The following is a 25,393-nucleotide window of genomic DNA, read 5'->3' as shown; positions in this document are numbered from 1 at the left end:
ATTTATAAGCGTCATGAATAAATCGACTTCTTAAGCTCGCTTCGCAAGAGCTTACCTGCTGGATTACGTGGCAATCTAGTCTGTGATATATGTATTTTCGTGGGAACTTTATATTTTGCCAAACATGCCGTTGTGTGGGCAATTAAGTCATTTTCATTAATCGACATATTTTCGAGCGGATGGACCACTGCAACTACAGCCTCTCCCGTCTCATCGTCGGCAATACCAAACACCGCCGCTTCGTCTACCCCTGAATGTTCAAGTAGACATGATTCAACTTCTGCAGCCGAAATATTCTCACCAGCACGAATTATCACGTCTTTGATTCGGTCGACAATAAATAAGAAACCCTTATCATCTAAATAACCAATATCACCACTGTGCAGCCATCCATCTTTAAAGGTGTCAGTATTCGATGAAGATTTACCTATGTATCCGTCCATTAAGCTGATACCACGCATGCATACTTCACCAATCTCGTTTGTTTTAAGTGATACGCCATCAGTTGAACAAATACGAATATCGATTATGGGAGACTTTAAACCTGAACTTTTTGGCTCAAGCGAGAACAATGTCCCTGAGCAAGCCGCACCTACTCCGTTAGTTTCCGTCATGCCAAAACCAATACCAACCATATGTTGATTTAAAATAGACAAGGCGTTATCAACTAGACTGTTAGGTAGACCAGACCCGCCAAAGCCAAGCCCACCAAACGTTTTCATGATTTCGGGGGTGTTAAACTCGGGTTCACGTAGTAATTGCATTACCATAGACGGTGCACCATTAAATTGTGTCACCTGTTCCTTTTTGATTATTTTTAAGGCTTCTTTAGCTTCCCACTTATGCGTAAATACTAAACGACTACCCGCACGCAGCGCTGTAAGTAATTGTGCATGCAAGCCACTAACATGAAATAGTGGGACCGCAGTTAGTAACGTAGGGACGAGTTGTTTTTCTAAAATTCGTGCGATAGCTTCTGGTGATGTCATCGCAGAAATCGCACTGATATAATCAATATTAAATAGTGCCTGACATACCGCTATATGACTTGAAATTACCGCTTTCGCTTTGCTCGTTGCTCCAGAGGTAAATAAAATTAAAGCAGGATCTGTATCTTCTAGTTTTGGTTGTTTTAATTCTAAGGCAGGAAAGTGCAAAGCCTTATCTAAGTCATGAGTTTTGCTAACACCGGTTAAATCAAGGCTCGTATCATTTAGCACCAAGCTAACACCTGACCATGCGCTACTTTGATGAACTCTTGAATATCGAGCGCCATCACAAATGAGTAATTTTGCTTCAATGTCTGATAAGGCATCACATAGCTCTTTAGTCATGCCGAAACTGTTTAAAGGCGCAGGCACGGCTCCTATGAGCGCTATTGCACTGAACGCAATTACCCATTCAGGCCTATTACGCATAGCTATCGCCACGCGATCTCCCTTTTTGATGCCATGTTGGTGCATCCAGCTCGCTAAGCTATCCACTCTTTTAAAGAAAGATTGAAAGCTTATTCGCTGTTGTTGATAAACAAGGAAGTTTTGTTCGTCAGTTCGTCTCGCATTTTCGATAACTTGAGATAGGGTCAATGGCGCATTTTTGTATATGTTATACACGTGTCCATTAATTGATTTTTCTACTATTTCAAAAGGCGCACCAGGGCCTAGAAGTTGGGCATTAATTCCGTCAATTTTTTCAACTAAACTCATAACTTTATCCTGTTCTTATTTTGTGCGTCTGAGTGTTTATAGATGTTTATACCGGACACCAAATCCGTGTTTGCTATCAAGTACCCCTTACCCATTAACCAATTTATATGCGCTAGTGTTTCCCCCAAAGCCATCATCCGATTAATGGGCGAGAGTTCGCGGTCAAAAAGGTGGTTTGTTGCTTCAAAGGCAGTAAAACTGTCTCTTGAAGTGGCATAGTCTCGCAAGGTATTTAGTGTATCTAAATGATGCTCAATTAATTGCTGTGCTCGAGCGTGTATCTCTGTAAAGATTGGTCCATGGGCTGGGAGCACTAAAATATCTGCTCGCAAACATTGCAAATTTTTGAGGCTTCGGAGCCAATATTTGAGCTGCTGACCATTAGGCTCCATGTCATTGATTAAAATGTTGGAGCTTATGTGTGGGAGTAATTGATCGCCTGCTATTAGTAATTTATCTTCTTCGCAATACAAGCAAGCATGCTCAGGAGAATGGCCTTCGCCGATTATTATTGACCATTGACGACTATTGATTGTGAGTATGTCACCAGAGCGTAGCCGGTTGAACGAAGGCGGAGAATGCTTGATAAATGGGTCTCTCCTACAAGCCTCAAAAATATTTTCGATAGTTTCTTGTGGGACGCCTGACCGCTGATAAAATGCTAATTGATGTTCATTTCCTAGGTTAGCTAACCCACTACTGTTCGCTTTAAGTGTATAAAACTCACCATGCGTCATAAACAATGGCACATTAAATCTTTCAGTTAGCCAACTTGATAGATTACTATGATCATAATGAAAATGGGTGCAGATGACACCCTTTATTGGCTTTCCTTTACAATGTGTTTGAGTAACATGCTCCCAAAGGTGGCGTGTTTCTTTAGTATCTAAACCTGTATCAACAATGTACCAGCCGTCGTTATCTTCTAGTAAATAAAGATTAATATGATCAAGCGCCATCGGTAAAGGCATGCGCAGCCATAATACGCCCTCTGCCACCTCTACCACTGAACCGTCGGCATTGGGCGCGTTTAGAGGATACTCTAACTCAACATTACGCTCTTTATCCGTTCGCTCATCAACAACAACTTGAGATTTCATTCTTTCTCCAAAAATGGACATGGATTTATATTCTTAACGCTTATAGTAATAAGAAAACATTTGGCAATAATGTAATACGTCCAAAAGGACGATGCTGAATATTTTGACAGCGTTAAAGTTATGTTAACTTATTGTGAAAAGGAACAATATAGATGCAATTAGGTCAGAGTGCTTTAAGCCCTGCAAGAACTCGAATTACCCTGTTTTTATTAGCTGTGATTTATGTATTTTCATATATAGATCGCAACCTAATAGCAATTGTTATTGAGCCTATAAAACAAGAATTTGGTGTTTCTGATACGGTCATGGGCGCCGTTAGTGGTCTTGCATTTGCGGTTTTATATTCTGCTTTTAGTTTTCCGCTAAGTCGCTTGGCAGACAGCGGTGTTAATCGTCGCAATATCGTTGCCGTTTGCTGTGGATTATGGAGCTTTGCGACCATGGCAAGTGGCATGGTTGCACAATTTTGGCAGTTTGTAATATTTAGAATGACTGTAGCAATAGGCGAAGCCGGAGGCACATCCCCATCCATATCAATGGTGTCAGATTTATATCCACCGCACAAACGCTCGTTTGCAATTAGTCTCTACATGCTTGGTCCACATATTGGCTTGTTGGCTGCAATGGCACTGGGCGGATGGGTAGCCCAAGAATATGGCTGGCGAGCCGTATTTATCTTCTTTGGTGCGCCCGGTATCGTTTTAGCTTTGTTGTTATATATTTTTGGTCGCGACCCGGGTATGGGTGTGTTCGATACAGAAGCTGAAAAGAAAGTACGCCTTCAACCTCAGGGCAAGTTTTTATCTGACCTCAAAGACATCATTAAAATTAAAGGGTTTCTGCTTATCTGCATGGGCACCGCAATTGCAGGCATGGTCGGCTATGGTTATGGTATTTGGGCGCCCACTTTTATGGTCCGTAATTTTGACATGACCTTAGCACATGCCGGCCTATCGTTTGGTTTAGCAAGTGGCATTTTTGCCGCTGCTGGTTCAATGTTTAGCGGTTTTTATTGCGATAAATTGTGCCGCACCGATACCCGATGGCAATTGCGACTGCCAATGATTGGTGTATTAATAAGTATTCCACTGGGATGTGGCTTTCTTTTTTGGCCTGCCGATGCAATGTGGCACCTAGGCAGCGTCAACATTCCACACGCTATCGTTTTTGCTGCAGGTTTTAGCTTCTTTAACAGCTGGTGGCCAACCTTATCCTTTGCTGCTGTTAGTAATTTAGTCAACAGTAAACAACGCGCCACAAGCGTGGCAATGCTCGCACTGTTTTTAACATTGTTTGGGGCGGGCGTTGGTCCATTATTAACAGGCACTTTTAGTGATATTTTTTCACGAGGTGATGAAGGTGAAGGTCTGCAATTTGCTATTTTGCTAATGCTACTGATGTTAGTCGGCTCTGCATTTTTATATTACAAAGCAATAAAGCCTTATCACAAACATATGACCGAAATGGGAATATTGGCAAATAAAACGGCTGAAAGTACGCCTGAAAGCTCAAATACAAATTAACCACATAAAAACAAAAGAGGAGTCATTAAATGGCGACTACGCAAGACTATCGTTTAGGCGATTACACCTTTCCTCGAGGCTGGTTTATGATAGCTACCTCTGAAGAAATAAATACACACAAGCCGGTTGCGGTTCGTTTTTTTGGGCGTGATTTTGCGTTATATCGCGGTCAAGCCACTGGTAGAGTCGTACTGTTAGATGCATATTGTCCGCACATGAAAACGCACCTTGCCGCTGAAAACGATACGTCGTACGTTATAATAGACGGTGGTGGCACTAACATCGAAGGTGATAGCATTCGCTGTCCGTATCATGCTTGGCGCTTTGGACCTGATGGTCAATGTGATGACATCCCCTATCATGAAGGCCCTATTCCTAAAACAGCATGCGTTAAAGCATGGCCAGTTGCCGAGAGTATGGGAGCGATTTGGATTTGGCATGACCCAGAAAATGGTGAGCCAGAGTGGGATCACCCAAGTCTGCCTCAGTGGGACGACGACGCATGGGTCCATTGGCGTTTTGACGATTTAGGGATCCTCGAACAGCATCCTCAAGAGGTTATTGATAATATTTGTGATTATGGACACTTAAGTCCAATCCATGGCTCGACGGTTGAGCGTTACGAAAATGAATTTGACGGCCATTTAGCCACCCAACGACAATGTGGACCCCACCGAACATTAGTAGGTGAAGATGGCGAAAGCCCTGTATTGCACACCATCACAACCTACCATGGACCGGGCGTTTTGTTATCTCATTTAACCGGCTACTATGAGTCATATCTTATGATCGTACACACGCCTGTTGAAGATGGTTCAGTAAAAGTTTGGCATGCGCTTTTAGTTAAATCTCCAGGCGGTAATAAAGTGGCAACCGTCGAAGACGGCATAGCAGCACGCCAGTTCCAAGATGCGAGTAAAGCTGCATTTATGCAAGATTTTCAAGTATGGACAAATAAAGCGCCATGTTTAAACGGTTTGTTTTTACCTAGCGATGGTCCATTTATGAAAGCTCGCATTTGGTATAAACAGTTTTATAATCCAAGAGCCCGTAAAGACGAATTTCAATCAAAAGTAAATGGCGTTTACGTTCCTAAGGGTACTGTTGCCTATACTGAATAACGGTGCTTTATTCACTCATAAAAAATGCAGTCATTTGACTGCATTTTTTTGTATCCTTAACAATAAACCATAATTAATCGGGCGTAACTTGGGCCACCATCATCGCCTTAAACTGATCATGATGAGGCGGCAGCATACCCCACTCTCCTCTTGGGTCATGTTCAGGTGCAACAAATACCGTTCGCATATGACTAAACGCTAAAAACCCTTCTCGACCATGGTAATGCCCTATACCAGACGCACCTACGCCACCAAACGGAGCATCATGCATCGCAGCGTGTATCATACAATCATTAATGGCCACGCCACCCGACGAAGTGTTAGCTAAAACTTTTTCTTGCTCCTTTTGATTCTCGCCGAAATAATAAAGCGCAAGTGGCTTTTCGCGGCCATTAATATCATCAATCACGTCATCGATATTTTCATAAGGCAACAACACTAAAGCGGGTCCAAAGATTTCTTCTTGCATAATACGCGCTTGTTTACTTGGTGATATTACAATTTGTAGAGGTAAGCGTTTATCTTTGTTAATTGCAGATGAAAGGCCATCACTATCGTGACTACTAAGCACCTTAGCCTCTAATTGACTCGCCTGCTCCACTAATTCAACTACTCGCTGACAATGCTGTTCGTTAACAATCGGTACTATGTCAGAATTATTGCTAATTGTCGGAAACAAAGTTCTGTAGCTACCTAAAAGCAGCTGCGCTGTCTCATCTAACTTATGTTTTGGCACATAAACGATGTCAGGGCTAACGCAAACTTGCCCACCATTATTACTTTTGGCTATGGCTATACGTTTACAACTTTCAGTTAAGTCTGAGCTTTCGCTAATGACTACTGGCGATTTTCCGCCTAACTCTAAGGTAACAGGCACGAGATTATCTGCCGCTGCTCGCATAATTTTTTTACCAATACTTGTACTACCAGTAAACACTAAATGATTAAATGGTAATGCACTAAATTGCTCACCAACGTCTTTTCCGCCGGTAACCACACTTATTAAAAGGGGGTCGATATGTTGCGCAAATAACTTGGCTAAAGTAGCGGCTACTTTGGGTGTCACTTCAGATGGTTTTAAAATCGCTCTGTTACCGGCACCCAATACGCATGCAAGAGGTGAAAGTATGGTGTACAAAGGCGAATTCCAAGTGCCAATTATTCCAACAACACCCTTAGCTTGGTATTCGACACGTGCTGAACTGCCTAACTGATCATAAGGAGAGAACACATTTCTCTCCTCGCTATCAACCCAAAGGTGCAAGTTGTCGCGCGTATATTTGAGGCTAGCAAGTGAACCCAATATATCATTCATAACTGAAAACGCTTGGCTACGGCCTCCAAAGTCGCTTTCTATTGCCTCTACTAATGTTTGATGATGTTCCACTAGCAGGTCGATGACTTGCTGGATGCGCCCCTTCCTTTCTTCAACACTCACGCGCATATTTTGCAGATGGGCTTTTTGTTGTTTTTCTAATAATGTAGCCATTGACTTTGTATTATTACTCATTGGCGATTTCCTTTTTGTTGATATTTGCATTAACGACTATGGTGCATATAAAAAAGCCCCTATCGCATAAAAATCATCCTAAGAACGCTACTTAACTTTAATAAAATAATCCTCGTCCACATGGACCACTACTTGCAAAAATTAACACATAATTTAACTATGATGCACACCAGTTTTACCCCTCTCAAGACAAATAAAATAGTAGCTTTTTTGGTTTAGTCCATTGAGACGATGATGAGAATCTATCTTGTAACGATACTGTTAACACAACAATAGCAACAGGTTCTCACCATGGCACAACAAGAATTTGATACGACTGCATTTCGAAATGCGCTAGGTAGTTTTACAACTGGCGTTACTATTATCACGGCAACCGCACCAGATGGCACGCCTGTTGGCTTAACAGCAAACAGCTTCAACTCCGTTTCGTTAGACCCGCCCATGGTGCTATGGAGTTTAGCAAAAACATCCTTGAGCGTTGAGGCATTTAATGAAGCAAAACACTGGAATGTGCATGTTTTGTCACAAGAACAACAAGACTTATCTAACACTTTTGCGTCACGGGGTGAAAATAAATTTGCAGGAATTGATCTTGAAGAAGGGTTAAGCGACGCACCATTGATACCTGACTGCAGTGCTCGTTTTCAGTGCCGCAATATGGTGACACACGATGGTGGAGACCACCTAATTTATATTGGCGAAGTACTTAACTTTGACCAGCAGGACTTGCCTCCCCTTGTTTTTCAACAAGGCCAATATGCTATGACTGCGAGGAAACCCTGGGAAGGCGTAGAACTCTCATCTGAGCCAAAGGCGCCAGAGTGTAGCTATAACGAAGATTTGCTAGGTTATTTACTTGGTCGCTCTCACTTTCAAATGCTGTTTCGGATGCGCAAAGTATTTGATGAACAAGCCCATGAAGACTCACACTTTTTTGCATTGTCAGTACTCAATATACAGGCGAATCTCAGTCTTGAAGAAATTAATGATTACATTGAATACACGGGTCATAGCCTGACCGACACTGACATTGAGTTTTTAATCAGCCAAGAACTGATAGAAAAGCTGGATGATGAGACCTACCAATTGACCGCCAATGGTCGTGAAACATCATTACTTCATATTGCACAAGCTAAAGCTATTGAAGAGGAATTGATTAGGGACCTCGGTCAAGGAGATGTAATGGCGCTTAAACTGTTACTAAAACGATTAATTAGTAAAACTGATCCTGGTTTGCCTGACCTATGGAAAGCAAAGGAAACTGCTAAATGAATAATCTACACAAACAATTAGCCATTGAACTTTTTGATGCGCAGAACAAACGAAAAACAATCAGTCCTCTTATATCGCGCTTCCCCGACTTGACAATCGACGACGCATACAAAGTTTCATTGGAAACTATCCAACTTAAAACCCAAGCAAAAGAATCAGTTATTGGCAAAAAAATTGGTGTAACTAGCGAAGCCGTACAAAAAATGTTGAACGTACATCAACCTGATTTTGGTTTTCTGACCGACACCATGCACTACCCAGATGGAAGCAATATTAGTTTACAAAAATCCTTACTAATACAACCGCGTGCGGAGGGTGAAATCGCTTTTTGTTTAAAACACGATATCAAGGGGCCCAACGTAACAGCCGAGCAAGTGCTAGAAGCGACTGAATGGGTTGCCCCATGTTTTGAGATTGTTGATTCAAGAATTGAAAATTGGAATATCAGTATTGTTGATACCGTCGCTGATAACGCCTCTTGCGGTGTGTTTGTAATAGGCCTTGATCGCAAAGATCCAAAAACAATTGACCTCGCAAGTGCGAAAATGACCATGTTTCAGAATGGTAAACACGCAGCATCTGGCGTTGGCTCAGCGGTGCAAGGGCATCCAGCTCAAGCTGTTGCTTGGTTAGCCAACACCCTTGGCAACTACGGCATAGAATTTAAAGCCGGCGAAATTATTTTATCGGGCGCGTTAGCGCCATTAATAGATGCAAAGTCAGGTGATACATTCGAAATGACTATTGAAGGCTTAGGTAGCTGCTCTGTCAGCTTTTGCGATTAATTATATAACCCAATGGGAACAAAGATGAAAAAGATAAAATGCGCCCTGATTGGTTCAGGCAACATAGGCACTGATTTGCTATATAAGCTTAAACGCAGTGATGTGTTGGAGCCAGTTTGGATGGTAGGAATTGATGCAGGTTCTGAAGGGCTTGCTCGAGCAAAAGAGTTAGGGCTCAAAACAACGTCCGATGGTGTTGAAGGGCTTATGCCGTACATTGAACAAGACGATATAAAGATTGCCTTTGATGCAACATCTGCTTATGTTCATGCTGATAACTCAGCTAAGGTGAATGCTAAAGGTGTACTTATGATTGACCTAACACCCGCTGCTATCGGCCCGTTTTGTGTACCTCCTGTGAACCTTTCTAAACTAGCGTCAAATATAAAAAATATCAACATGGTGACGTGTGGTGGTCAAGCGACTATTCCTATGGTGGCGGCTGTTTCTAGAGTGCAAGCCGTTGAATATGGTGAAATTGTTGCAACTGTTTCATCAAAGTCGGTGGGACCCGGTACTCGCCAGAACATTGATGAATTTACGCGCACAACAGCAGGTGCTGTTGAGCAAGTGGGCGGTGCTAAAAAAGGTAAAGCAATTATCATTATTAATCCAGCGGAGCCTCCACTTTTAATGCGAGATACCATTCATTGTTTAACGGAGACACAACCTGATGAGGCTGCCATCACCGAGTCAGTGCACAAAATGATAAGCGAAGTGCAAAAATATGTCCCTGGTTACAAACTCAAAAACGGTCCTATATTCGACGGGCGGAAAGTATCTATATTTCTTGAGGTCGAAGGATTGGGAGACTACTTACCCAATTACGCCGGCAACCTAGATATTATGACTGCATCAGCTGCGCGCACGGCAGAAATGTCTGCCCACATCATGCTACAAAATACGTAATCTGACGGTCAAAGATAAGGACAGTATTTATGAATTTACAAGGTAAAAAAGTCACCCTACATGACATGTCATTGCGAGATGGTATGCATGCTAAGCAACATCAAATCAGCCTAGAGCAAATGGTGTCAATTGCTACAGGTTTAGACCAGTCAGGTATTCCCTTAATTGAGGTTACGCATGGTGATGGTCTTGGTGGAACATCTTTAAATTATGGTTTTCCTGCGCATACTGATGAAGAATATTTAAGCGCTGTCGTACCTAAAATGAAAAACGCCAAAATATCAGCATTGCTTATTCCTGGTATTGGTACAGTGGATCATTTGAAAATGGCCGTAGACCATGGCGTAAGCACCATACGCGTCGCTACACATTGCACCGAAGCTGATGTTTCTGAGCAACATATCAGGGCTGCACAAAAAATGGGGCTTGATACCGTCGGTTTCTTAATGATGGCACACATGATTAGCGCTGAAGAGTTAGCCGTTCAAGCAAAGTTGATGGAATCATACGGAGCCAATTGTATTTACTGTACAGACTCTGCGGGATACATGTTGCCTGAAGATGTCACCAATCGCATAGGTTTGCTGCGAAGCGAACTCAATAAGACAACCGAAATAGGCTTTCATGGACACCATAATCTCGCCATGAGTATTCCAAATTCACTCGCGGCGATTGAAGCCGGCGCAAGTCGCATAGATGGTTCGGTTGCCGGCTTAGGTGCAGGTGCAGGTAATACGCCACTTGAAGTTTTTACCGCAGTTTTAGACCGTATGGGCGCGGACCACGGTATCGATTTATACAAAATAATGGATGTGGCAGAAGATTTAGTAGTGCCTATGATGGATCAAGCAATACGTGTTGACCGCAACTCATTAACATTAGGTTACGCTGGTGTTTACTCGTCATTCTTATTATTTGCTCAGCGCGCAGAGAAAAAGTATGGTGTGCCAGCACGCGATATCTTGCTAGAGCTTGGCCGCATGAAAACCGTAGGCGGACAAGAAGATATGATTGACGATACCGCAATGACCATGGCGAAAGCGCGCGAGGCAGCGAAAGCTTGAACGTAAAAAGCGCCAGTTGGCGTCAGCATCTATTATTGCTGATGCTAACGCTGTTTTATATCGAAACATTTGTAGGTCGACAAATCATGGCAGTCATGATTGAACCCATTAAGGCTGAATTTGGTGCCAGCGATGCGCAGATGGGTTTGTTAACTGGCTTAGCATTTGCGATTGTTTTTGCATTAACAGGGTTATCTGCGGGACGCTTAGCAGATAGAGTGTCTAGAACAAAATTACTCGCCGCGAGTGCGCTTTGTTGGTGTATATTTACAGCGATTAGTAGCATGGCGACAGGTTTTATCATGTTGCTGGTGATGCGAATGTTAATCGCAATTGCTGAATCTCCCGTGACCTCGTCATCTCTGTCTTTGTTGGCTGATACTTACCCTATTAAACATCGTTCATTTGCCATTAGTTGCTTTACATCAGGGGCTACTATATCGGCAATTATTGCGCTTACTGTGGGCGCGCATTGGGTTGAACAATATGGATGGCGGCAAACTTTATTGATAGTATCACTGCCCGCCTTGATCACATCACTTCTCTTTGTTTTGGTGTTTAAGGATCCTCGCAAAATCGTTGGCAGCGAGCTTCATTTAATGGCGCAAGCAGAAAAAGAAGCGAATGCGTTATTAGGTTTTAGAGAATCCGCGAAATCACTTCTTAAACTAAAAGATTATAGATTGCTTATTTACGCAAGCTCTATCGCAACAATTAGTGCCAACGCATTTGGTATGTGGAATGCAACGTTTTTAGTTCGTAGTCACGACTTAAGCCTTACTCAAGCTGGGCTGATGGCCGGTATTTTTGGCGGCGGTGGCGCAGCCATTGGTATTTTATTGAGTGGCTACTTAAGCGATAGGATAGCAAGACGATATGGCATGTTAAAGCTTCCATTGGTAGGTCACATGCTGGGCTGGTTATCGATTGTTACTTATTTACTTTGGCCAAAAGGTTTAGGCGACAACTTGATGCTTGCCAGTATTCCTTTTGCCATGATTTTTTGCTCACTGGCTAGTTTTTTTTCGGTATGGTGGTTTAGCCCAAGTATTAGTTTACTCACACAAATTGTACCTAATAACCAAAGAGCCTTCGCTATTTCGATGCAAACCGTCTGCATTACACTCTTAGGCTTAGGTTTGGGTCCTATGTTGGTCGGTTTTTTTAGTGATATCTTTGCGGGTTTTGCAGGCGTCGAATCGTTGCGTTTTGCGCTTATAATGACCAGTTGCTCTACGCTAGTATCAATCGTTATTTTGTTGAGACTTAAGCTTTATCAGTCAACGCGAACCTCGTCGGCTAGCGACCCTATAAACATCTAATTATTTATTACCAAGGAGATTTTCATGTCAATAATAACAGTTACAGGTTCTGCCTCAGGAATTGGTGCAGCGGTATGCGAGCAGCTTAAAGAACAAGGCCATACTGTCATCGGTATTGATCGTCAAAAAGCCGATGTTGTCGCCGACTTATCTACAGCACAAGGCCGAAAAGCAGCAGCCGACCAAGCTATTAAATCATCCAACGGCAAGTTAGATGGTTTGGTTTGTTGCGCTGGACTGGGTGTTACTGCGCCGAGTAGCAGCTTATTAGTGTCAGTCAATTATTTTGGTACAACCGAGCTTATTGGATTGTTACAAAGCGCGTTATCAAAATCTGAATCGCCTGCGATTACTGTAATAGGCTCAGTTGCAGCAACACAACAAGTCGCTAAACCACATAACTTGGTTGAATTAATGCTTAACAACGATGAAAGTGCCGCTCGCGAGTTGGCTGACGAACTTGGCCAACCACACGTGGCCTATTCTTCTTCAAAATATGCGCTCACTCTGCATTGTCGTCGTTTAGCGGTTAAACATGGTAGCAATGGTATACGTTTAAATGTTGTGGCCCCAGGTGCAGTTGAAACTCCTTTGCACGAGGCCTCAAAAAATGATCCCCGTTTTGGCGAAGCGGTCCGAAACTTTATTGCCCCAATCGGAAGAAACGGTCAGCCGAGTGAAATTGCCGATGCTGTGACCTTTTTACAATCACCGAAAGCGTCGTTCATTCATGGTAGCGTGATTTATGTTGATGGTGGGATGGACGCCATGATGCGTAAAGGAAATATGTAGACTGACGACAGTTTGTCTTTCTCGAATATACATGCAGTTAGTAAGGAGAATGTTGATGTCACATGATGTATTTAGTCTGCAAGGCCAAGTTGCATTAGTGACTGGCGCTGGAAAAGGCATGGGAATTGGCATAGCAAGAATGCTAGGTAAATTGGGTGCCAGCGTTGCAGTGAACGATTTGTATGAAGACCGCGCACAAGATACAGCAGATATGTTAGTAGATGAAGGTATTGACGCCTTTCCTGCCCACGCGGATGTTACTCAATATGAATCTGTAAAAACGATGGTAACCAGTATTCTACAGCATAAAACAAAAATCGATATCTTGGTATCAAATGCAGGTGTTCCTGCTGATGGCATGGGATATAAAAAATTTCTCGACTCATCAATTGAAGATTGGCAAAAGTTTGTCAATCTAAATATGTTTGGTTTGATGAATTGTTGCCATGCGGTCGTACCGGGTATGAAAGAGCGAAGCTACGGCAGGGTGATTGCTATTACGTCTGAGTCTTGGCGCGCAGGTTTACCAATGGGCATTGCTGCTTATGCTGCATCAAAAGCTGGCGCAGTTGGCTTTATTCGTCATTTAGCCGCTGAAACGGGGCGTTCTGGGGTAACAGTCAACGCACTTTCTTTAGGCACAATGAACAACTGGGACTCAGATACTTTAGCTAAAAAGACCTGTTTTGTACCTCGCGCTGGAAGCCCTGAGGATGTAGGTGCAGGCGTCGCTTATTTTGCTTCAAAAGAAGCGGAATGGGTAACCGGTCAAGTATTGCCATTAAATGGCGGCTCACTCACTGCATGATAGATTCAGCAGCCACTGTAACAGCGCTCGAACAGCGCTTATTAAAAGCAGAAGACGAACTCGCCTTGCGTAATTTGATGGTACGATATGGTTTAGCGGTAGATTGTGCTGATATTGCGGCTGCTCTGGCTTGTCACACTAACGATGCTGTTTATATCGTTAGTTCGCCCAAGTTAGGTAGAGATGACTGCGACAGCAACGACCTAAAAATGGAAGGTCACCAAGCGATTGCAGACATGCTTAACTCAGAAATGCACCAATCTTTGGTACCAAATTGCGCCCATACTGTGGGTCCTTATACCATTGAGATTAATGGAGATACTGCTAGAGCAACAGGCTATTCTAGGTTATATCATCGAGAAACTGATGACTTCAAGTTAATGCGAGTCTCTATCAATGAGTGGCAATTTGTACGACATGAAAAAAGCTGGCTTATTAGTTGCCGTGAATCAAGAGTTGTTGGCGAAAGCGAAGCGCAAACTTTGTTATTGAACGCCGCGTTCTCGCACTAAACAGGCTTACTCAGTCTTTAATACTCTTCCAAGCGTTACATTGCCTTTAATGGTAGTGCGGTTTATAACTCTATCCACGCCCGGTTTTGTGCCCGTTGTGCAGTGCATGGCTCGCCAGTTGTCCCAAAGTACCATATCGCCTTCTCTCCATTTATGGAAATAGGTAAACTCCGGTTTTTGTACGTGTTTAACCAATCTTTCTAGAAGCTCTATGGATTCATCGTTCGATAGCCCAAACTGCTGTGGAGTCACTATTCTATCTATAAATTGTTCAACCACTTCTAGTACTTTACGACCGCTGATCGGATGGGTGACTACTGCTGGGTATGCCGCGTCTGAAAAGTCTGGGAAATTGATATCGCTTGGTTTTTTCGGGCTATTAGGTCCTGGCTTATATCCGTCGAGATTAACATATCGCATATGTCGACGCTGCATACTAAAGCTATAAACAACTTCCAGCTTTTCTAAAAGAGCTTTTGTTTCATCATCTAGCGCGTCGTAGGCTTTAGCTAAGTCACCAAATCCAGTTAAGCCGTCTTCTTTTGCCACTACGACGGCTCTTAGTAATGCGCCATGATTTGGCCGTGCCGTATAATGCAAATCCATATGCCAATCTAAGCGTCCGACTATTTCTTCACCTTTGTAAAATGCCGTCTGAAATTTATCCATCGGGCCACCATTTTTCAGCTCAAATAATTCTGGGTGCTTATCGTTTTGCGTCACTTTTAACGGATGTAATTCTAAGGGGCCAAATATTCGACTAAACTCTATTTGTTTTTCAGGACTAATATCTTGGTCGCGAAATACCAATATGGCGTGTTCGTACCAAAGTGATTTTAATTGAGCTTTAATCTCATCTGTCAGTGGCTCGTTAATATCAAAGCCGGAAATTTCTACGCCAACATTATGAAGCGGTGTGATACTGAGTTCCATTATTTTCCCTTATCGTATTTACAAGAAACAAGTTAGCGGGCTGTTAACCTTTGCTGCATTCTGATGTGTTAGTCAATAATGCTAGGATCTAAGCGTAATTCTTTACGTGCCATTGCTTCCCAAATGAACGGGAAACCGTTTTTATCGGCGATTGCCACTTTTTCAACTTCAGCATCATTTAAAGGTGTGCCTCCACCGCCAGTTTCAACTTGGTATGCTCGTTTGCTTCGCCATTCAAGTGTAATCGCTCGTAAGTGAGCCTGCCTAAGATCTTTACCGACAACCAGAGAACCATGATTCGCTAATAAGGCCCATTTCGCATCGCCAAGTGCCTCTACTGCAGACATACTCGTTGATTCATCTTCAAAAGTGCCCTCATACTCGTTGTATAATGGTAGGTCTACTCCGCAGTATGCACTTGCTTGGTCGTAAACAGGCGGGACTTTTTGCATACATGCCCAAATTCCACTCCAATGTGGGTGATTATGGATCACCACATGTACATCAGGTCGCGCGGCGTGAAGCTGCAAGTGCAAGCCAATAGCCGGCGTGACATTCCAGTCACTATCTATTACTTTCCCTTTAGGGTCTAGCGTAACAATATCGCTGGCAGTTAATTCACTCCAGGCCACCTCCCATGGGTTGGTAAGTATATTCCCATTTGCGAGTCGATAAGTAATGTGACCAGCGATATGCTCATCCCAGCCCTCTTTGATAAGCATGCGGCACATCAAAGCCACCTGCGCTTTTTCGCTTAATTCAGGTAAAAGCGGTTTACGCCCCGGACGAGTCGCAAACCTGTCTAGCATGGCTTTATTTACACCGTCATATTTTTTCATAATCTTGACTCAATCTTTATGTTTTTGTTAATAATTGGTTAAATATTACTGAATTAACTATTTATATAATTGTCTCATTGTGCCAAATTTCTATCCAATTTGGCCATTGGAACACAACGGTAACTAGAGGGGGGCTATTTTGAGCTTGGATTGAATAGTGCTTGTCTAAATTCGCGGGGAGAAAGTCCTGTCCATTTTTTGAATGCTCGATGAAAACCTGAACTATCAGAAAAACCAAGTTGTTGGCCTATTTTGGTGATTGACAGTGTGGGATCACTCAAATGTCGTCTCGCATGAATTTCACGCACTTGATCTATAAGCTTTTGATATGTCCAGCCCTGATTGCTTAACTTACGACTTAAAGTGCGCCCACTGCAATGTAACATCTTTGCCGCTTCATATAAGGGGGGCGGGGAAGCAGGATCAAGCACAATTATTTGAGATAGTCGCCAGGCTATATCACCATGGTTACGTAGATTGCTTTTTTCTTCACACAACTTCGTGTATAAGGCTGCACTTTGAGGACTCGCTTGGGGCAAAGGTTGATCAAGTATTCTTGCGTCAAAAAAAAGTTGAGTAGCAGGTGCATCAAACTCTATAGGGCATTGAAATACCTCATGATATCTTTCAATATGTGCCGGCTCAGGATAATGACAGCGTAATTTTGTGCAAGGCAATGCGCGGCCCAATACCCATCTTGCTGTGGTGACGATGTTGGCAAGAATATCTTCTATTGCCAATACTCTTAAATCAGCCAAAGTTTCTTTCGCGTCTATTTGGTAACAGCCATCTGATTGAATTTCACTAAAAGAGGTAACAACAAGGTTTCCGGAAAAGCGACCAGAATAGTTTTGATATTTCAATCCTACATTACTCGCTTCTCTGAGTGATGCGCTGCTAATCATTAAATATGCTAGTTGGTCATGGGTGGCTATTGAGCGCTGCAATCCCAGTAAGAGACCGAGATCAGTTCCAGCATACAAGCGTTTTGCATCAAGCAGCAAAGAGCGATGCTGTCGGGCACTGATTACTGCGTTGGAGGTATGCAACTGTGAATAATCGATGCCATTATTTTTAGCAAGAGTAAGGCTGTCCAAGCCAATACTGGATAAAAAGTCTAGGAGCCAAAGAATATATCTTGGGTCTGTATTTATAGTCTCACTCCGCTAAATAATTAAGTAAATGAAAATCGACTAATTGTGTCTGCTACACAAGCAGGGCGCTGCTGGTCGGCTACTTCAATGGAAATTCTGGCCGTGACCTGAATAGCGTCTTTTATTTGCTCTACTTTTATGATTTCTCCAGCACCGCGTATCCTGCTGCCGACTTTGACGATATTGGGGAATCGGATCTTATCACAACCATAGTTTACTCCCATCGAAATATTTTTTACTTCCATGAGTTGCGGCAAAAAATAATTGACTAAGGAGAGCGTCAAGTAACCGTGTGCAATGCATGCCCCAAAGGGACCTTTTGCAGCCTTGTCTGGATTAACATGTATCCACTGATGGTCACCTGTCGACTCTGCAAACATATTTATTCGGTCTTGTTCAATGGTGATCCAATCAGTGGTGCCTAATTGCGAGCCGGTTGCGTCTAACAACTCCTCTTTGTTGGTAAAAACTTGATTAGCCATATTTTTTATCTCTACTTGTTTGTTATTACGCTCTTTGAGAGCTTACAGATATCGTTTCGCCAGTCATATAAGACGAGTAGTCGCTCGCCAAAAACATCATAACATTCGCGATTTCCCAGACTTCGGCGGCGCGACCAAACGCTTCTTGAGAAGCGAGTTGCTCTAACATCTCGGCACTCGCTGCCTTTTTTAAGAAATCGTGAAGGGCGATGGAGGGTGAAACGGCGTTAATCCTAACGCCAAAGTCAGCAGCTTCTAACGCTGAACATCGAGTAAAAGCCATAACACCAGCTTTAGCCGCCGCATAGTGAGCTTGTTCCTTTTGAGCACGCCACCCCAAAACTGACGCATTATTTATAATGATGCCTTTTTTACGCGACTGCATAAACGGCAGCATGGCTCGCGTCATTCTAAATGTGCCCGTCAATGTAATATCGATTACCCTATTCCATTGCTCATCTGTCATATTAACCACAGACGCTTGCCCGCCCAATCCAGCGTTATTGATGAGTACATCAACCCCTTCGAGCTTTTCTTCCGCGCTCGCAATAAGCGCTTGCACTTCCTCTTCTTTGCTTACATCGCATAATTGTCCAAATACAGCTTGTAAACCCGTCTGTTCTTTTATCGTAGCGACAGCTTTATCTAAACGTCCACTGTGAATATCCGAAATCATTAGCGCTCTACAACCCTCTTCAGCCGCTCGAAGTGCCGCAGAAAAGCCAATACCAGCGCCAGCGGCCGCAGTGACGAGTACAGACTTTGCGCGTAGTAAATCGTGCCCTTTTATATACTCTGGTGCTGTTGTCATATGTTTCTCCGTATATGATTTAAATTTTGGGGCATATTAATTATTATTGTATACACGCCATTTAGTTAACTTGTTTTGAAAACCTATTGTGCTTATGGCTACCTTCGCTATGCAATTGCTGTAGGGCGCTTGTCAGCCCAAGGAGCGGCTCGCTCAAGTTGGCTGGCAAGTGAAATAAGGCCTGCTTCATTCCCAAATGAGCCAGCAAACTGCACGCCAATTGGAAGACCCGCTTTGTTCCAGTGCAATGGAACAGACATTGCAGGTAGTCCCGTAATATTAAATAAAGCACAAATAGGAGAGGATTTTAGAACCACTTTCACAAAATCATCATAAGGCTGGTTTAAAGTTAGTTCGCCAATCTTTGGCGGAGCAGCGGTTGTTACAGGTGAGACTATATAATCATAGTCATTAAAGAATGCATCAAGCACTTGCGCTCCTTTATCAAAACCTGTCCTAGCTGCTAGCATTTGTTGTGCAGTAAAGCTTTTCGCCTTTTGTAAATGCCCCCATACAAGCGCTTCAAATTCGTCTTCTCTTGCTGCCCTGCCTAATGCTTTTTCTCTGCTTTGAACATGTTTTAATAAGCTGCTTGATGTCGCAACGCCCATACCACCAAACATTTCTTGTAAGGGCAAATCGGGCTTCGCAAGTTCAACATGATGACCCAAACCTTCAAGTAATTTGACCGTTTTAGTTAAGGCATCTTTTATATCTTGCTCTACAGGATAGCCAAATGGATGTGTGTCCATTAGTGCTATTTTTAGTGCTCTGGGTTTGGTATGCAACGCACCAAGCATATCCTCGTTTGGTAAGGTAATGCGCGATCCTGGTTCCTTTCCTTGGGTCAACTGCAGTAACATGGCTGAGTCGCGCACACTTCTGGTGAGTGCATGGTGCACAGAGAGGCCCATTGAACTTTCAAGGCTTGTGGGCCCTGTAGCCACTCGTCCTCGACTGGGTTTCAAACCAAATAAACCGCAATGTGCCGCCGGTATACGAATCGAACCGCCACCATCACTAGCATGAGCAGCAGGTAATACTCTAGCCGCAACTGCCACAGCTGAACCTGCAGAAGAACCACCACTACTGTACCTTTTATCCCAAGGATTAAGGGTGTTACCGTGCAAGGTTGATTCACCAGTCGGAGTTTGGCCAAACTCGGGACTCGTTAACTTGGCCATTATATTTAAACCAGCCTTTTGATAACGCGTAACTAAGGTTGAATTTTCTGTTACTACGTTATCCTTAAAGAACTGACTGCCGTTAGTGGTAATAGTGCCCGCCAATCCCACCCCTAAATCTTTTAAAGCAAACGGAACACCTAGTAAGGGAGAGTTGCTCATTTTTTGACGCCTAGCACTCCTTGATAATTGGTTTAGCGATTTTGCTTTGTTTCTCGCCATCTCAAAATGTTCAACGGCGACCATATTTAAGTCGCTGTTCGCTTCAAACTTTTCTATGGCTTTATCTGTAAGTTCAAGGGGGCTTACGTCACCTTGTCGCAGTAAGTCAGCCATGGCCGTGATGTCCCAATTTTCGTAATCACTAAACGAAGTATAATGGGTCGACGCTGATGCCTGAGTCTTTAACGAAAAACCTAACATGGCGCTTGCACCAATAGCGGTACTCGCTTGAATTAGCTTTCTTTTCGCAATATCGACCTTTTCCATTACTTGCTACCCCATACTTTTTGCGGCGCAACAGATTGTGTGTTTAGTTTAGCGATAACATCCGGAATTTCATTCACATCAAATTTTGTGCCCTTGTCTATTGTAGGACCTGTTCGCCAGCCATCACACAAAGAAATTCGACCACCTTGTGATTCAAAAATTTGGCCATTTATATGGCTTGAACCTTCGCTGCCTAGCCAGACAACTAAGGGCGCAACATTGTCTGGTGACCATGCATCAAAGCTATCATCTTCTGGTTTTTTAACGACATCTGGCATCGCTGACTCGGTCATAGCGGTTCTTGCAGCAGGTGCGAGTGCATTAGCAGTAATGCCATAACGAGCAAGTTCTGCGGCCTGAACCAGCGTTAAACTAGCAACGCCGCCTTTTGCGGCAGAGTAATTTGATTGTCCTACCGAGCCTTGCAAGCCGGCGCCTGAACTAGTGTTAATAATACGCGCATTTATTGGAGTGCCGGCTTTTGCTAGGTCTCGCCATCGTCGACTTAAAATATTTGCTAAGCAGAAGTGACCTTTAAGATGCACGCGCATTACCATATCCCATGAGTCTTCATCCGAATTAACAAACATACCATCACGTAAGACACCGGCATTATTGATTAACACATGTACTTCGCCAAAAGCCGAAATGGCATCGTCTACAATCTGCTGTGCGGTAGCGGTAGTAGTAATATCACTACTATTGGCAATTGCTTTACCGCCATTGTTATTAATTTCACCAACCACAGCTTTCGCAGCATCTAAACGAATATCGTTCACAACAACATTTGCTCCTTCTGCTGCAAATGCCAATGCATAAGCACGACCTAAACCGCCTCCGCTGCCTGTAATAATGACTGTACGATCTTGGCAAATCGCCATAATGTATCTCCTAATTTATATTCTTATTATAATCGTTCGATAATGCTGACATTAGCCAAACCACCGCCTTCGCACATAGTTTGTAAGCCGTAGCGTCCACCCGTGCGCTCTAACTCATGAAGTAACGCCGTCATTAAGCGAACGCCAGTAGCACCTAAGGGGTGACCTAATGCGATAGCACCGCCATTAACGTTTGTTTTTGCGTGGCTGTACCCCGTTTCTTTCAGCCAAGCCATGGCAACAGATGCAAATGCCTCATTTATTTCCACCAAATCAATACCATCAAGCGATAAGTTCGCTTTTTTTAGAGCCGCTTGAGTGGCAGGAATGGGCGCACGTAAATGCCAAATAGGATCATCACCCAAGACGCTTATATGATGAATGCGAGCTCTTGGGGTTAACTGATACTTTTTTAGCGCTTGCTCAGAAACAATCAACATTGCTGCTGAAGCATCACAAACCGAGCTCGATACGGCTGCAGTTATACTTGGATAAGTTGGGTCTACTGGCTGTAGTTCAGCCATTTTTTCTAAGGTACTTTGTCTAGGCGTCTCGTCAATGCTTAAGCCTTCAACAGGAACAATTTGGCTTTTAAAGCGCCCTTCTTTCGCTGCATAAAGTGCGCGTTTGTGGCTCTCTAGAGCAAATATTTCCATGTCAGAACGACTTATGCCCCAGTGATCGGCAATCCGTTGTGCGGCATAAAACTGATTGACGGGCGCATCACCAAAGCGAGCCTCCCACAATTTACTTTCAGCGAAAGGGGTTGTAAAACCGAGCGCTTGCCCAGCTAACATCGCAGAAGAAATAGGTACTTGCGTCATAGTTTGCACGCCGCCGACCGCGATAACATCTTGTGTGCCGCTCATTACTGCTTGCGCAGCAAAGTGAATGGCTTGCTGGGAAGATCCACATTGGCGATCTACCGTTGTACCTGGCACACTTAGTGGCAAACCTGCAGCCAACCAACTTGTGCGAGCAATATTGCCGGCTTGTGAACCTATCGTATCCACACAGCCAAAAATGACATCGTCATAGTCTTGTGCAGGAATATTGTTGCGCTCCACTAGCGGTTTTAATACTGATGCTCCTAAATCTATCGCATGTATATGAGCCAAACTTCCTTTTCTGCGTCCTGTTGGCGATCGTAAAGCGTCTACTATATAAGCTTGCGTCATGACATCACCTCAAAGGTTTTTGATGGCGCCAGGTCGACATCAGTATTGAGCACGTAGTTTTGTACCCGCGCTTGATGACAAGTACTGTCTCCCCAGGTATTGTTAAGAGCCCAACTGCGTTTCATATACATCTGCAAATCGACCTCCCACGTATAACCCATTGCACCGTGCACTTGAATAGAATGACGTGCTGCTAAAGCGGCTGCATCGTTGCAAAAATTACGCGCTTGCGATACATGGATATCACTCAAAGGATGCTTGTTTTCGAGTGAGCACGCGGCCCTGTATAAAACAGGTTTAGCAATTTCGATTTTTCCCGCAACATCGGCTAATTGATGTTTTACTGCCTGAAAGCTACCTATCTCTTTACCAAATTGTTTACGTTGCAGGCTATATTCAACGCTTAAATCTAACATCCGCTGCGCCAAGCCAAGTAATTGACCCGCCACTGAAAGCGCCCCTCGGTTGAGTGTCTCTTGCCAAATTATCTGCCCTTCCTCGCCAGAGGCGGCACAGGTTTTATCACTTGGCTGCCAATCGACTTGTGCTAAACGACGCGAAGTATCGATGCTTGCATTTGGCGTAATACGAACATTGTCAGGCGATACAATGTGTACTTCGTTGTTATGTTGCATCAATAAAACGCCCGCTAATTGGGCATCTGCGACCAGAGGGCTGCATTCATGGCCAATGGCTAGTCGCAGCTTACCCTCACATATTTTATCTAAATATTCCGCTTTTAAAGCTACGGTATTGGGTAGCGCAGATATTAATCCCGCGCCTACGTATGCGGCATCTGCAAGTTGGTCAACAACGGCATAATAACCTAACTCTTGAGTCATCAATGACCAAGCTATATCACCCATCCCTAAACCGCCATTCGCTTCCGGTATCGATAAGGCACTTAGACCTTGTGCACAAATTTGTTCAAGCAAATTGTCAATGGGTGCTTGCTCATTACTCCAAATATCTCTCAGATTTTCTGGCGAGGCTTCGGTAGACAAAAAGCGACCAATAGCCTCTCGAAATAAGAGTTGGTCTTCAGTAAAGGTAAAGTCCATAAATTTACTCACTTTTTAGGTAGGCCAAGCACGCGCTCAGCGACAATATTGCGTTGAATTTCGTTGGTACCCGCATAAATAGGCCCCGCTTGCGCAAACAAGAAACCATCGAGCCAATAAGCCTGTTCTTTAGCGAGCTCAGCCGACCTTAACAGTTGACCCGTTGCGCCTAATATGTCCATAGCAGTTTGAAAAATGAGTAAATCAAGTTCAGACCAAAAAATCTTATTTAAGCTAGACTCTGCACCAATTTTTTCGCCGTTATTCACGCGGCCCACCGTATTGTAGGCCGAGAGCGCATAAGCCTCGGCGTCTGACCAACACTTTGCTACTGCTGCACCAATTGAGGCGTCGCGATCGGCAACGGCTTTGTTATCACGATAAAGCTTCACTAAACGCCTTGCTGGCTGTTGAAAGCGAGCCGGTGAACGCAGCAGTAAGCCACGTTCGAAGCCAGCCGTAGCCATGGCAACATGCCAACCTTGGCCATCGTCGCCTATACGATTTTCAACGGGCACTTTAACATTATCAAAAAATATCTCTGCAAATGCGTCTTCACCATCAAGCGCTTTAATTGGTCGAATAGTCACGCCCTCGGCATCTAAAGGCACTAACAAAAATGATAATCCATGGTGGCGTTTTGAACCTGCCTCTGAACGGAACAGACCGAATGCCCAATCGGCATAAATAGCGCGTGTTGACCATGTCTTTTGGCCGTTAATAATATAATGGTCACCATGAAGTTCGGCTTTACTGCTTATATTTGCCATATCTGAACCGGCATTTGGCTCAGACCACGCTTGTGCCCACATGTCTTCGCTAGACGCCATTTTAGGTAAAAATCTCGCTTTTTGTTCAGCTGTACCAAATTCCATGATGGTAGAACCCAACAACAATTGGCCGTTTTGATTCACGCGTCCTGGCGCACCTGCGCCATAGTACTCTTCTTCAAAAATGAGCCAGTCAATTAAATCACAGCCTCTACCGCCATACTTTGTCGGCCACATCACCATGGATAAGGTTGCATCAAATAACTTTTTTTCCCATTGACGATGTAATTCAAAACCTTCTTTTGTATCGTAGGTAGGCAGCTTTTGTTTGGGTACATTGGCTGCTAGCCATTCACGCACCTCAAGTCGAAAGTTTTGTTGTTCTTTTGAAAATGTTAGTTCCATAATCGCCTCATATTTGTCTTTGCATCAGAATTTTGCATCACGTTTATCGACAAAGGCTCTGCGTGTTTCTGCAGAATCTGGGCTCGTGTAAGCTTGCAATGTAAAGCCTTGTTCCCAGCGATATTTAGCTTCTAAGTCACCATCTTCTATACCATTAAGGCTCTCTTTCGCAATGCGAATCATATCCGAACTTTTCGCAGCAATTTTGCTTGCAATATCTAAAGCATTTTCACGTAATTTATCTTTAGGGACTATGCGCTCAACAAATCCGTATTTATCTGCATCTTGAACAGTGATCGATTCACCTGTAAAAAATAGATAACGCACTTTTTGTACAGGGAACAAGCGCTGTAAATGCGCACCCCCGCCCATCGCACCGCGGTCAACTTCTGGTAAAGCAAAAGTTGTGCACTCAGAGGCAACCACGATGTCCGCTGCGCCAGTAATACCAATGCCGCCGCCAAGCACATAGCCATGCAGTGCAACAATTATCGGAATTGGGCAAAGATGAACGGCTTTGAATGTTTCGTAGTTACCCGCATTAACAGTAACTATGCGCTCAGGGTGTTTATCTAATTCTTTAATATCTACACCGGCACAAAAACCTCTGCCTTCTGACCGAATAATCAACACACTAGCATCTGGGTTTTGACCAATGCTGTTAACAAGTTCTGCAAGCGCATGCCACTCATGACTATCTAGCGCGTTAACTGGTGCTTTATTAATAACAATCTCAGCAATGCCGTTTTCAAGTTGACTAGTAAATGCTTGATTCATTTTTT

The 25,393-nt window shown here is 43.6% G+C and carries 24 protein-coding genes; 10 read left to right on the top strand and 14 right to left on the bottom strand.

Translation table 11 applies throughout. From position 1 onward, the window contains the following. Nucleotides 1-11: 11 nt before the first annotated feature. Both GLIP_RS06580 and GLIP_RS06575 read right to left on the bottom strand, forming a co-directional pair. A complete protein-coding gene (locus tag GLIP_RS06580; RefSeq protein ID WP_008843817.1) occupies nucleotides 12-1,706 on the bottom strand; it encodes a class I adenylate-forming enzyme family protein in 1,695 nt (564 codons plus the stop codon). Then, on the bottom strand, nucleotides 1,703-2,806 hold the full coding sequence (locus tag GLIP_RS06575; protein WP_008843816.1) for an MBL fold metallo-hydrolase: 1,104 nt from the start codon (nucleotides 2,804-2,806) through the stop codon (nucleotides 1,703-1,705). The genes GLIP_RS06580 and GLIP_RS06575 overlap by 4 nt, the downstream gene beginning before the upstream one ends. Before the next feature lie 152 nt (nucleotides 2,807-2,958). Here GLIP_RS06575 and GLIP_RS06570 point away from each other — a divergent pair, with 152 nt between their 5' ends. Both GLIP_RS06570 and GLIP_RS06565 read left to right on the top strand, forming a co-directional pair. Beyond that, complete coding sequence (locus GLIP_RS06570) at nucleotides 2,959-4,329, top strand: spinster family MFS transporter (protein ID WP_008843815.1); 1,371 nt, start codon at nucleotides 2,959-2,961, stop codon at nucleotides 4,327-4,329. Between the two features lie 29 nt (nucleotides 4,330-4,358). Next, nucleotides 4,359-5,450 (top strand): Rieske 2Fe-2S domain-containing protein, encoded by a 1,092-nt coding sequence (locus GLIP_RS06565; protein ID WP_008843814.1) that lies wholly within the window; start codon nucleotides 4,359-4,361, stop codon nucleotides 5,448-5,450. Nucleotides 5,451-5,523: 73 nt separating this feature from the next. On the opposite strand, the gene GLIP_RS06560 is transcribed toward GLIP_RS06565, so the two are convergent. After that, nucleotides 5,524-6,960 carry a coniferyl aldehyde dehydrogenase gene (locus tag GLIP_RS06560; RefSeq protein WP_008843813.1) on the bottom strand — a complete coding sequence of 479 codons (1,437 nt, stop codon included), beginning with the start codon at nucleotides 6,958-6,960 and terminating at the stop codon, nucleotides 5,524-5,526. Between the two features lie 291 nt (nucleotides 6,961-7,251). Between GLIP_RS06560 and GLIP_RS06555 the strand changes: the two genes are divergently transcribed. From GLIP_RS06555 to GLIP_RS06520, 8 genes are read left to right on the top strand one after another with little or no spacing between them, the layout of a single operon-like run. Next, entirely contained in the window at nucleotides 7,252-8,232 is a 981-nt protein-coding gene (locus GLIP_RS06555) for a flavin reductase (protein WP_008843812.1), read from the top strand. After that, a complete protein-coding gene (locus tag GLIP_RS06550) occupies nucleotides 8,229-9,017 on the top strand; it encodes a fumarylacetoacetate hydrolase family protein (protein WP_008843811.1) in 789 nt (262 codons plus the stop codon). Before GLIP_RS06555 ends, GLIP_RS06550 begins: the two co-directional genes overlap by 4 nt. A gap of 24 nt (nucleotides 9,018-9,041) precedes the next feature. Further along, the gene (locus GLIP_RS06545; RefSeq protein ID WP_008843810.1) at nucleotides 9,042-9,926 is read left to right on the top strand and encodes an acetaldehyde dehydrogenase (acetylating); all 885 of its coding nucleotides are present in this window, start codon (nucleotides 9,042-9,044) and stop codon (nucleotides 9,924-9,926) included. A 29-nt stretch (nucleotides 9,927-9,955) separates the two neighbouring features. Then, complete coding sequence (gene dmpG, locus GLIP_RS06540; RefSeq protein ID WP_008843809.1) at nucleotides 9,956-10,990, top strand: 4-hydroxy-2-oxovalerate aldolase; 1,035 nt, start codon at nucleotides 9,956-9,958, stop codon at nucleotides 10,988-10,990. Continuing rightward, nucleotides 10,987-12,312 carry an MFS transporter gene (locus tag GLIP_RS06535; protein WP_008843808.1) on the top strand — a complete coding sequence of 442 codons (1,326 nt, stop codon included), beginning with the start codon at nucleotides 10,987-10,989 and terminating at the stop codon, nucleotides 12,310-12,312. The genes dmpG and GLIP_RS06535 overlap by 4 nt, the downstream gene beginning before the upstream one ends. 24 nt (nucleotides 12,313-12,336) lie before the next feature. Further along, nucleotides 12,337-13,104: an SDR family oxidoreductase gene (locus GLIP_RS06530; RefSeq protein WP_008843807.1), complete on the top strand. Its 768-nt coding sequence runs from the start codon at nucleotides 12,337-12,339 to the stop codon at nucleotides 13,102-13,104. 55 nt (nucleotides 13,105-13,159) lie between these two features. Beyond that, nucleotides 13,160-13,912 carry an SDR family NAD(P)-dependent oxidoreductase gene (locus tag GLIP_RS06525; RefSeq protein WP_008843806.1) on the top strand — a complete coding sequence of 251 codons (753 nt, stop codon included), beginning with the start codon at nucleotides 13,160-13,162 and terminating at the stop codon, nucleotides 13,910-13,912. Further along, nucleotides 13,909-14,424, top strand: coding sequence for a nuclear transport factor 2 family protein (locus GLIP_RS06520; protein WP_008843805.1), 516 nt, complete (start codon nucleotides 13,909-13,911; stop codon nucleotides 14,422-14,424). Before GLIP_RS06525 ends, GLIP_RS06520 begins: the two co-directional genes overlap by 4 nt. Before the next feature lie 6 nt (nucleotides 14,425-14,430). On the opposite strand, the gene GLIP_RS06515 is transcribed toward GLIP_RS06520, so the two are convergent. The 11 genes from GLIP_RS06515 to GLIP_RS06465 all read right to left on the bottom strand — a co-directional run bounded on the left by GLIP_RS06515 (nucleotide 14,431) and on the right by GLIP_RS06465 (nucleotide 25,388). Further along, on the bottom strand, nucleotides 14,431-15,357 hold the full coding sequence (locus tag GLIP_RS06515) for a TauD/TfdA dioxygenase family protein (protein ID WP_008843804.1): 927 nt from the start codon (nucleotides 15,355-15,357) through the stop codon (nucleotides 14,431-14,433). A 68-nt stretch (nucleotides 15,358-15,425) separates the two neighbouring features. Next, the gene (locus GLIP_RS06510) at nucleotides 15,426-16,196 is read right to left on the bottom strand and encodes a class II aldolase/adducin family protein (RefSeq protein WP_008843803.1); all 771 of its coding nucleotides are present in this window, start codon (nucleotides 16,194-16,196) and stop codon (nucleotides 15,426-15,428) included. Between the two features lie 134 nt (nucleotides 16,197-16,330). After that, nucleotides 16,331-17,293: an AraC family transcriptional regulator gene (locus tag GLIP_RS06505; protein ID WP_008843802.1), complete on the bottom strand. Its 963-nt coding sequence runs from the start codon at nucleotides 17,291-17,293 to the stop codon at nucleotides 16,331-16,333. 77 nt (nucleotides 17,294-17,370) lie between these two features. Next, on the bottom strand, nucleotides 17,371-17,832 hold the full coding sequence (locus tag GLIP_RS06500; protein ID WP_008843801.1) for a MaoC family dehydratase: 462 nt from the start codon (nucleotides 17,830-17,832) through the stop codon (nucleotides 17,371-17,373). 25 nt (nucleotides 17,833-17,857) lie between these two features. Beyond that, a complete protein-coding gene (locus GLIP_RS06495; protein ID WP_008843800.1) occupies nucleotides 17,858-18,643 on the bottom strand; it encodes an SDR family oxidoreductase in 786 nt (261 codons plus the stop codon). A 107-nt stretch (nucleotides 18,644-18,750) separates the two neighbouring features. Continuing rightward, nucleotides 18,751-20,316, bottom strand: a complete 1,566-nt coding sequence (locus GLIP_RS06490) for an amidase (RefSeq protein WP_008843799.1) — start codon at nucleotides 20,314-20,316, stop codon at nucleotides 18,751-18,753. Next, nucleotides 20,316-21,197, bottom strand: a complete 882-nt coding sequence (locus tag GLIP_RS06485) for an SDR family oxidoreductase (protein ID WP_008843798.1) — start codon at nucleotides 21,195-21,197, stop codon at nucleotides 20,316-20,318. The genes GLIP_RS06490 and GLIP_RS06485 overlap by 1 nt, the downstream gene beginning before the upstream one ends. A gap of 26 nt (nucleotides 21,198-21,223) precedes the next feature. After that, entirely contained in the window at nucleotides 21,224-22,375 is a 1,152-nt protein-coding gene (locus tag GLIP_RS06480) for an acetyl-CoA C-acetyltransferase (RefSeq protein WP_008843797.1), read from the bottom strand. Further along, on the bottom strand, nucleotides 22,372-23,436 hold the full coding sequence (locus GLIP_RS06475) for an acyl-CoA dehydrogenase family protein (RefSeq protein ID WP_008843796.1): 1,065 nt from the start codon (nucleotides 23,434-23,436) through the stop codon (nucleotides 22,372-22,374). The genes GLIP_RS06480 and GLIP_RS06475 overlap by 4 nt, the downstream gene beginning before the upstream one ends. A gap of 8 nt (nucleotides 23,437-23,444) precedes the next feature. After that, nucleotides 23,445-24,611, bottom strand: a complete 1,167-nt coding sequence (locus GLIP_RS06470; RefSeq protein WP_008843795.1) for an acyl-CoA dehydrogenase family protein — start codon at nucleotides 24,609-24,611, stop codon at nucleotides 23,445-23,447. A 24-nt stretch (nucleotides 24,612-24,635) separates the two neighbouring features. Next, nucleotides 24,636-25,388: an enoyl-CoA hydratase family protein gene (locus tag GLIP_RS06465; protein WP_008843794.1), complete on the bottom strand. Its 753-nt coding sequence runs from the start codon at nucleotides 25,386-25,388 to the stop codon at nucleotides 24,636-24,638. Nucleotides 25,389-25,393 lie beyond the last annotated feature (5 nt).

The sequence above is a fragment of the Aliiglaciecola lipolytica E3 genome (assembly GCF_000314975.1).
Lineage (GTDB): Bacteria > Pseudomonadota > Gammaproteobacteria > Enterobacterales > Alteromonadaceae > Aliiglaciecola > Aliiglaciecola lipolytica.
This window is presented reverse-complemented; position numbering and strand designations above follow the sequence as displayed.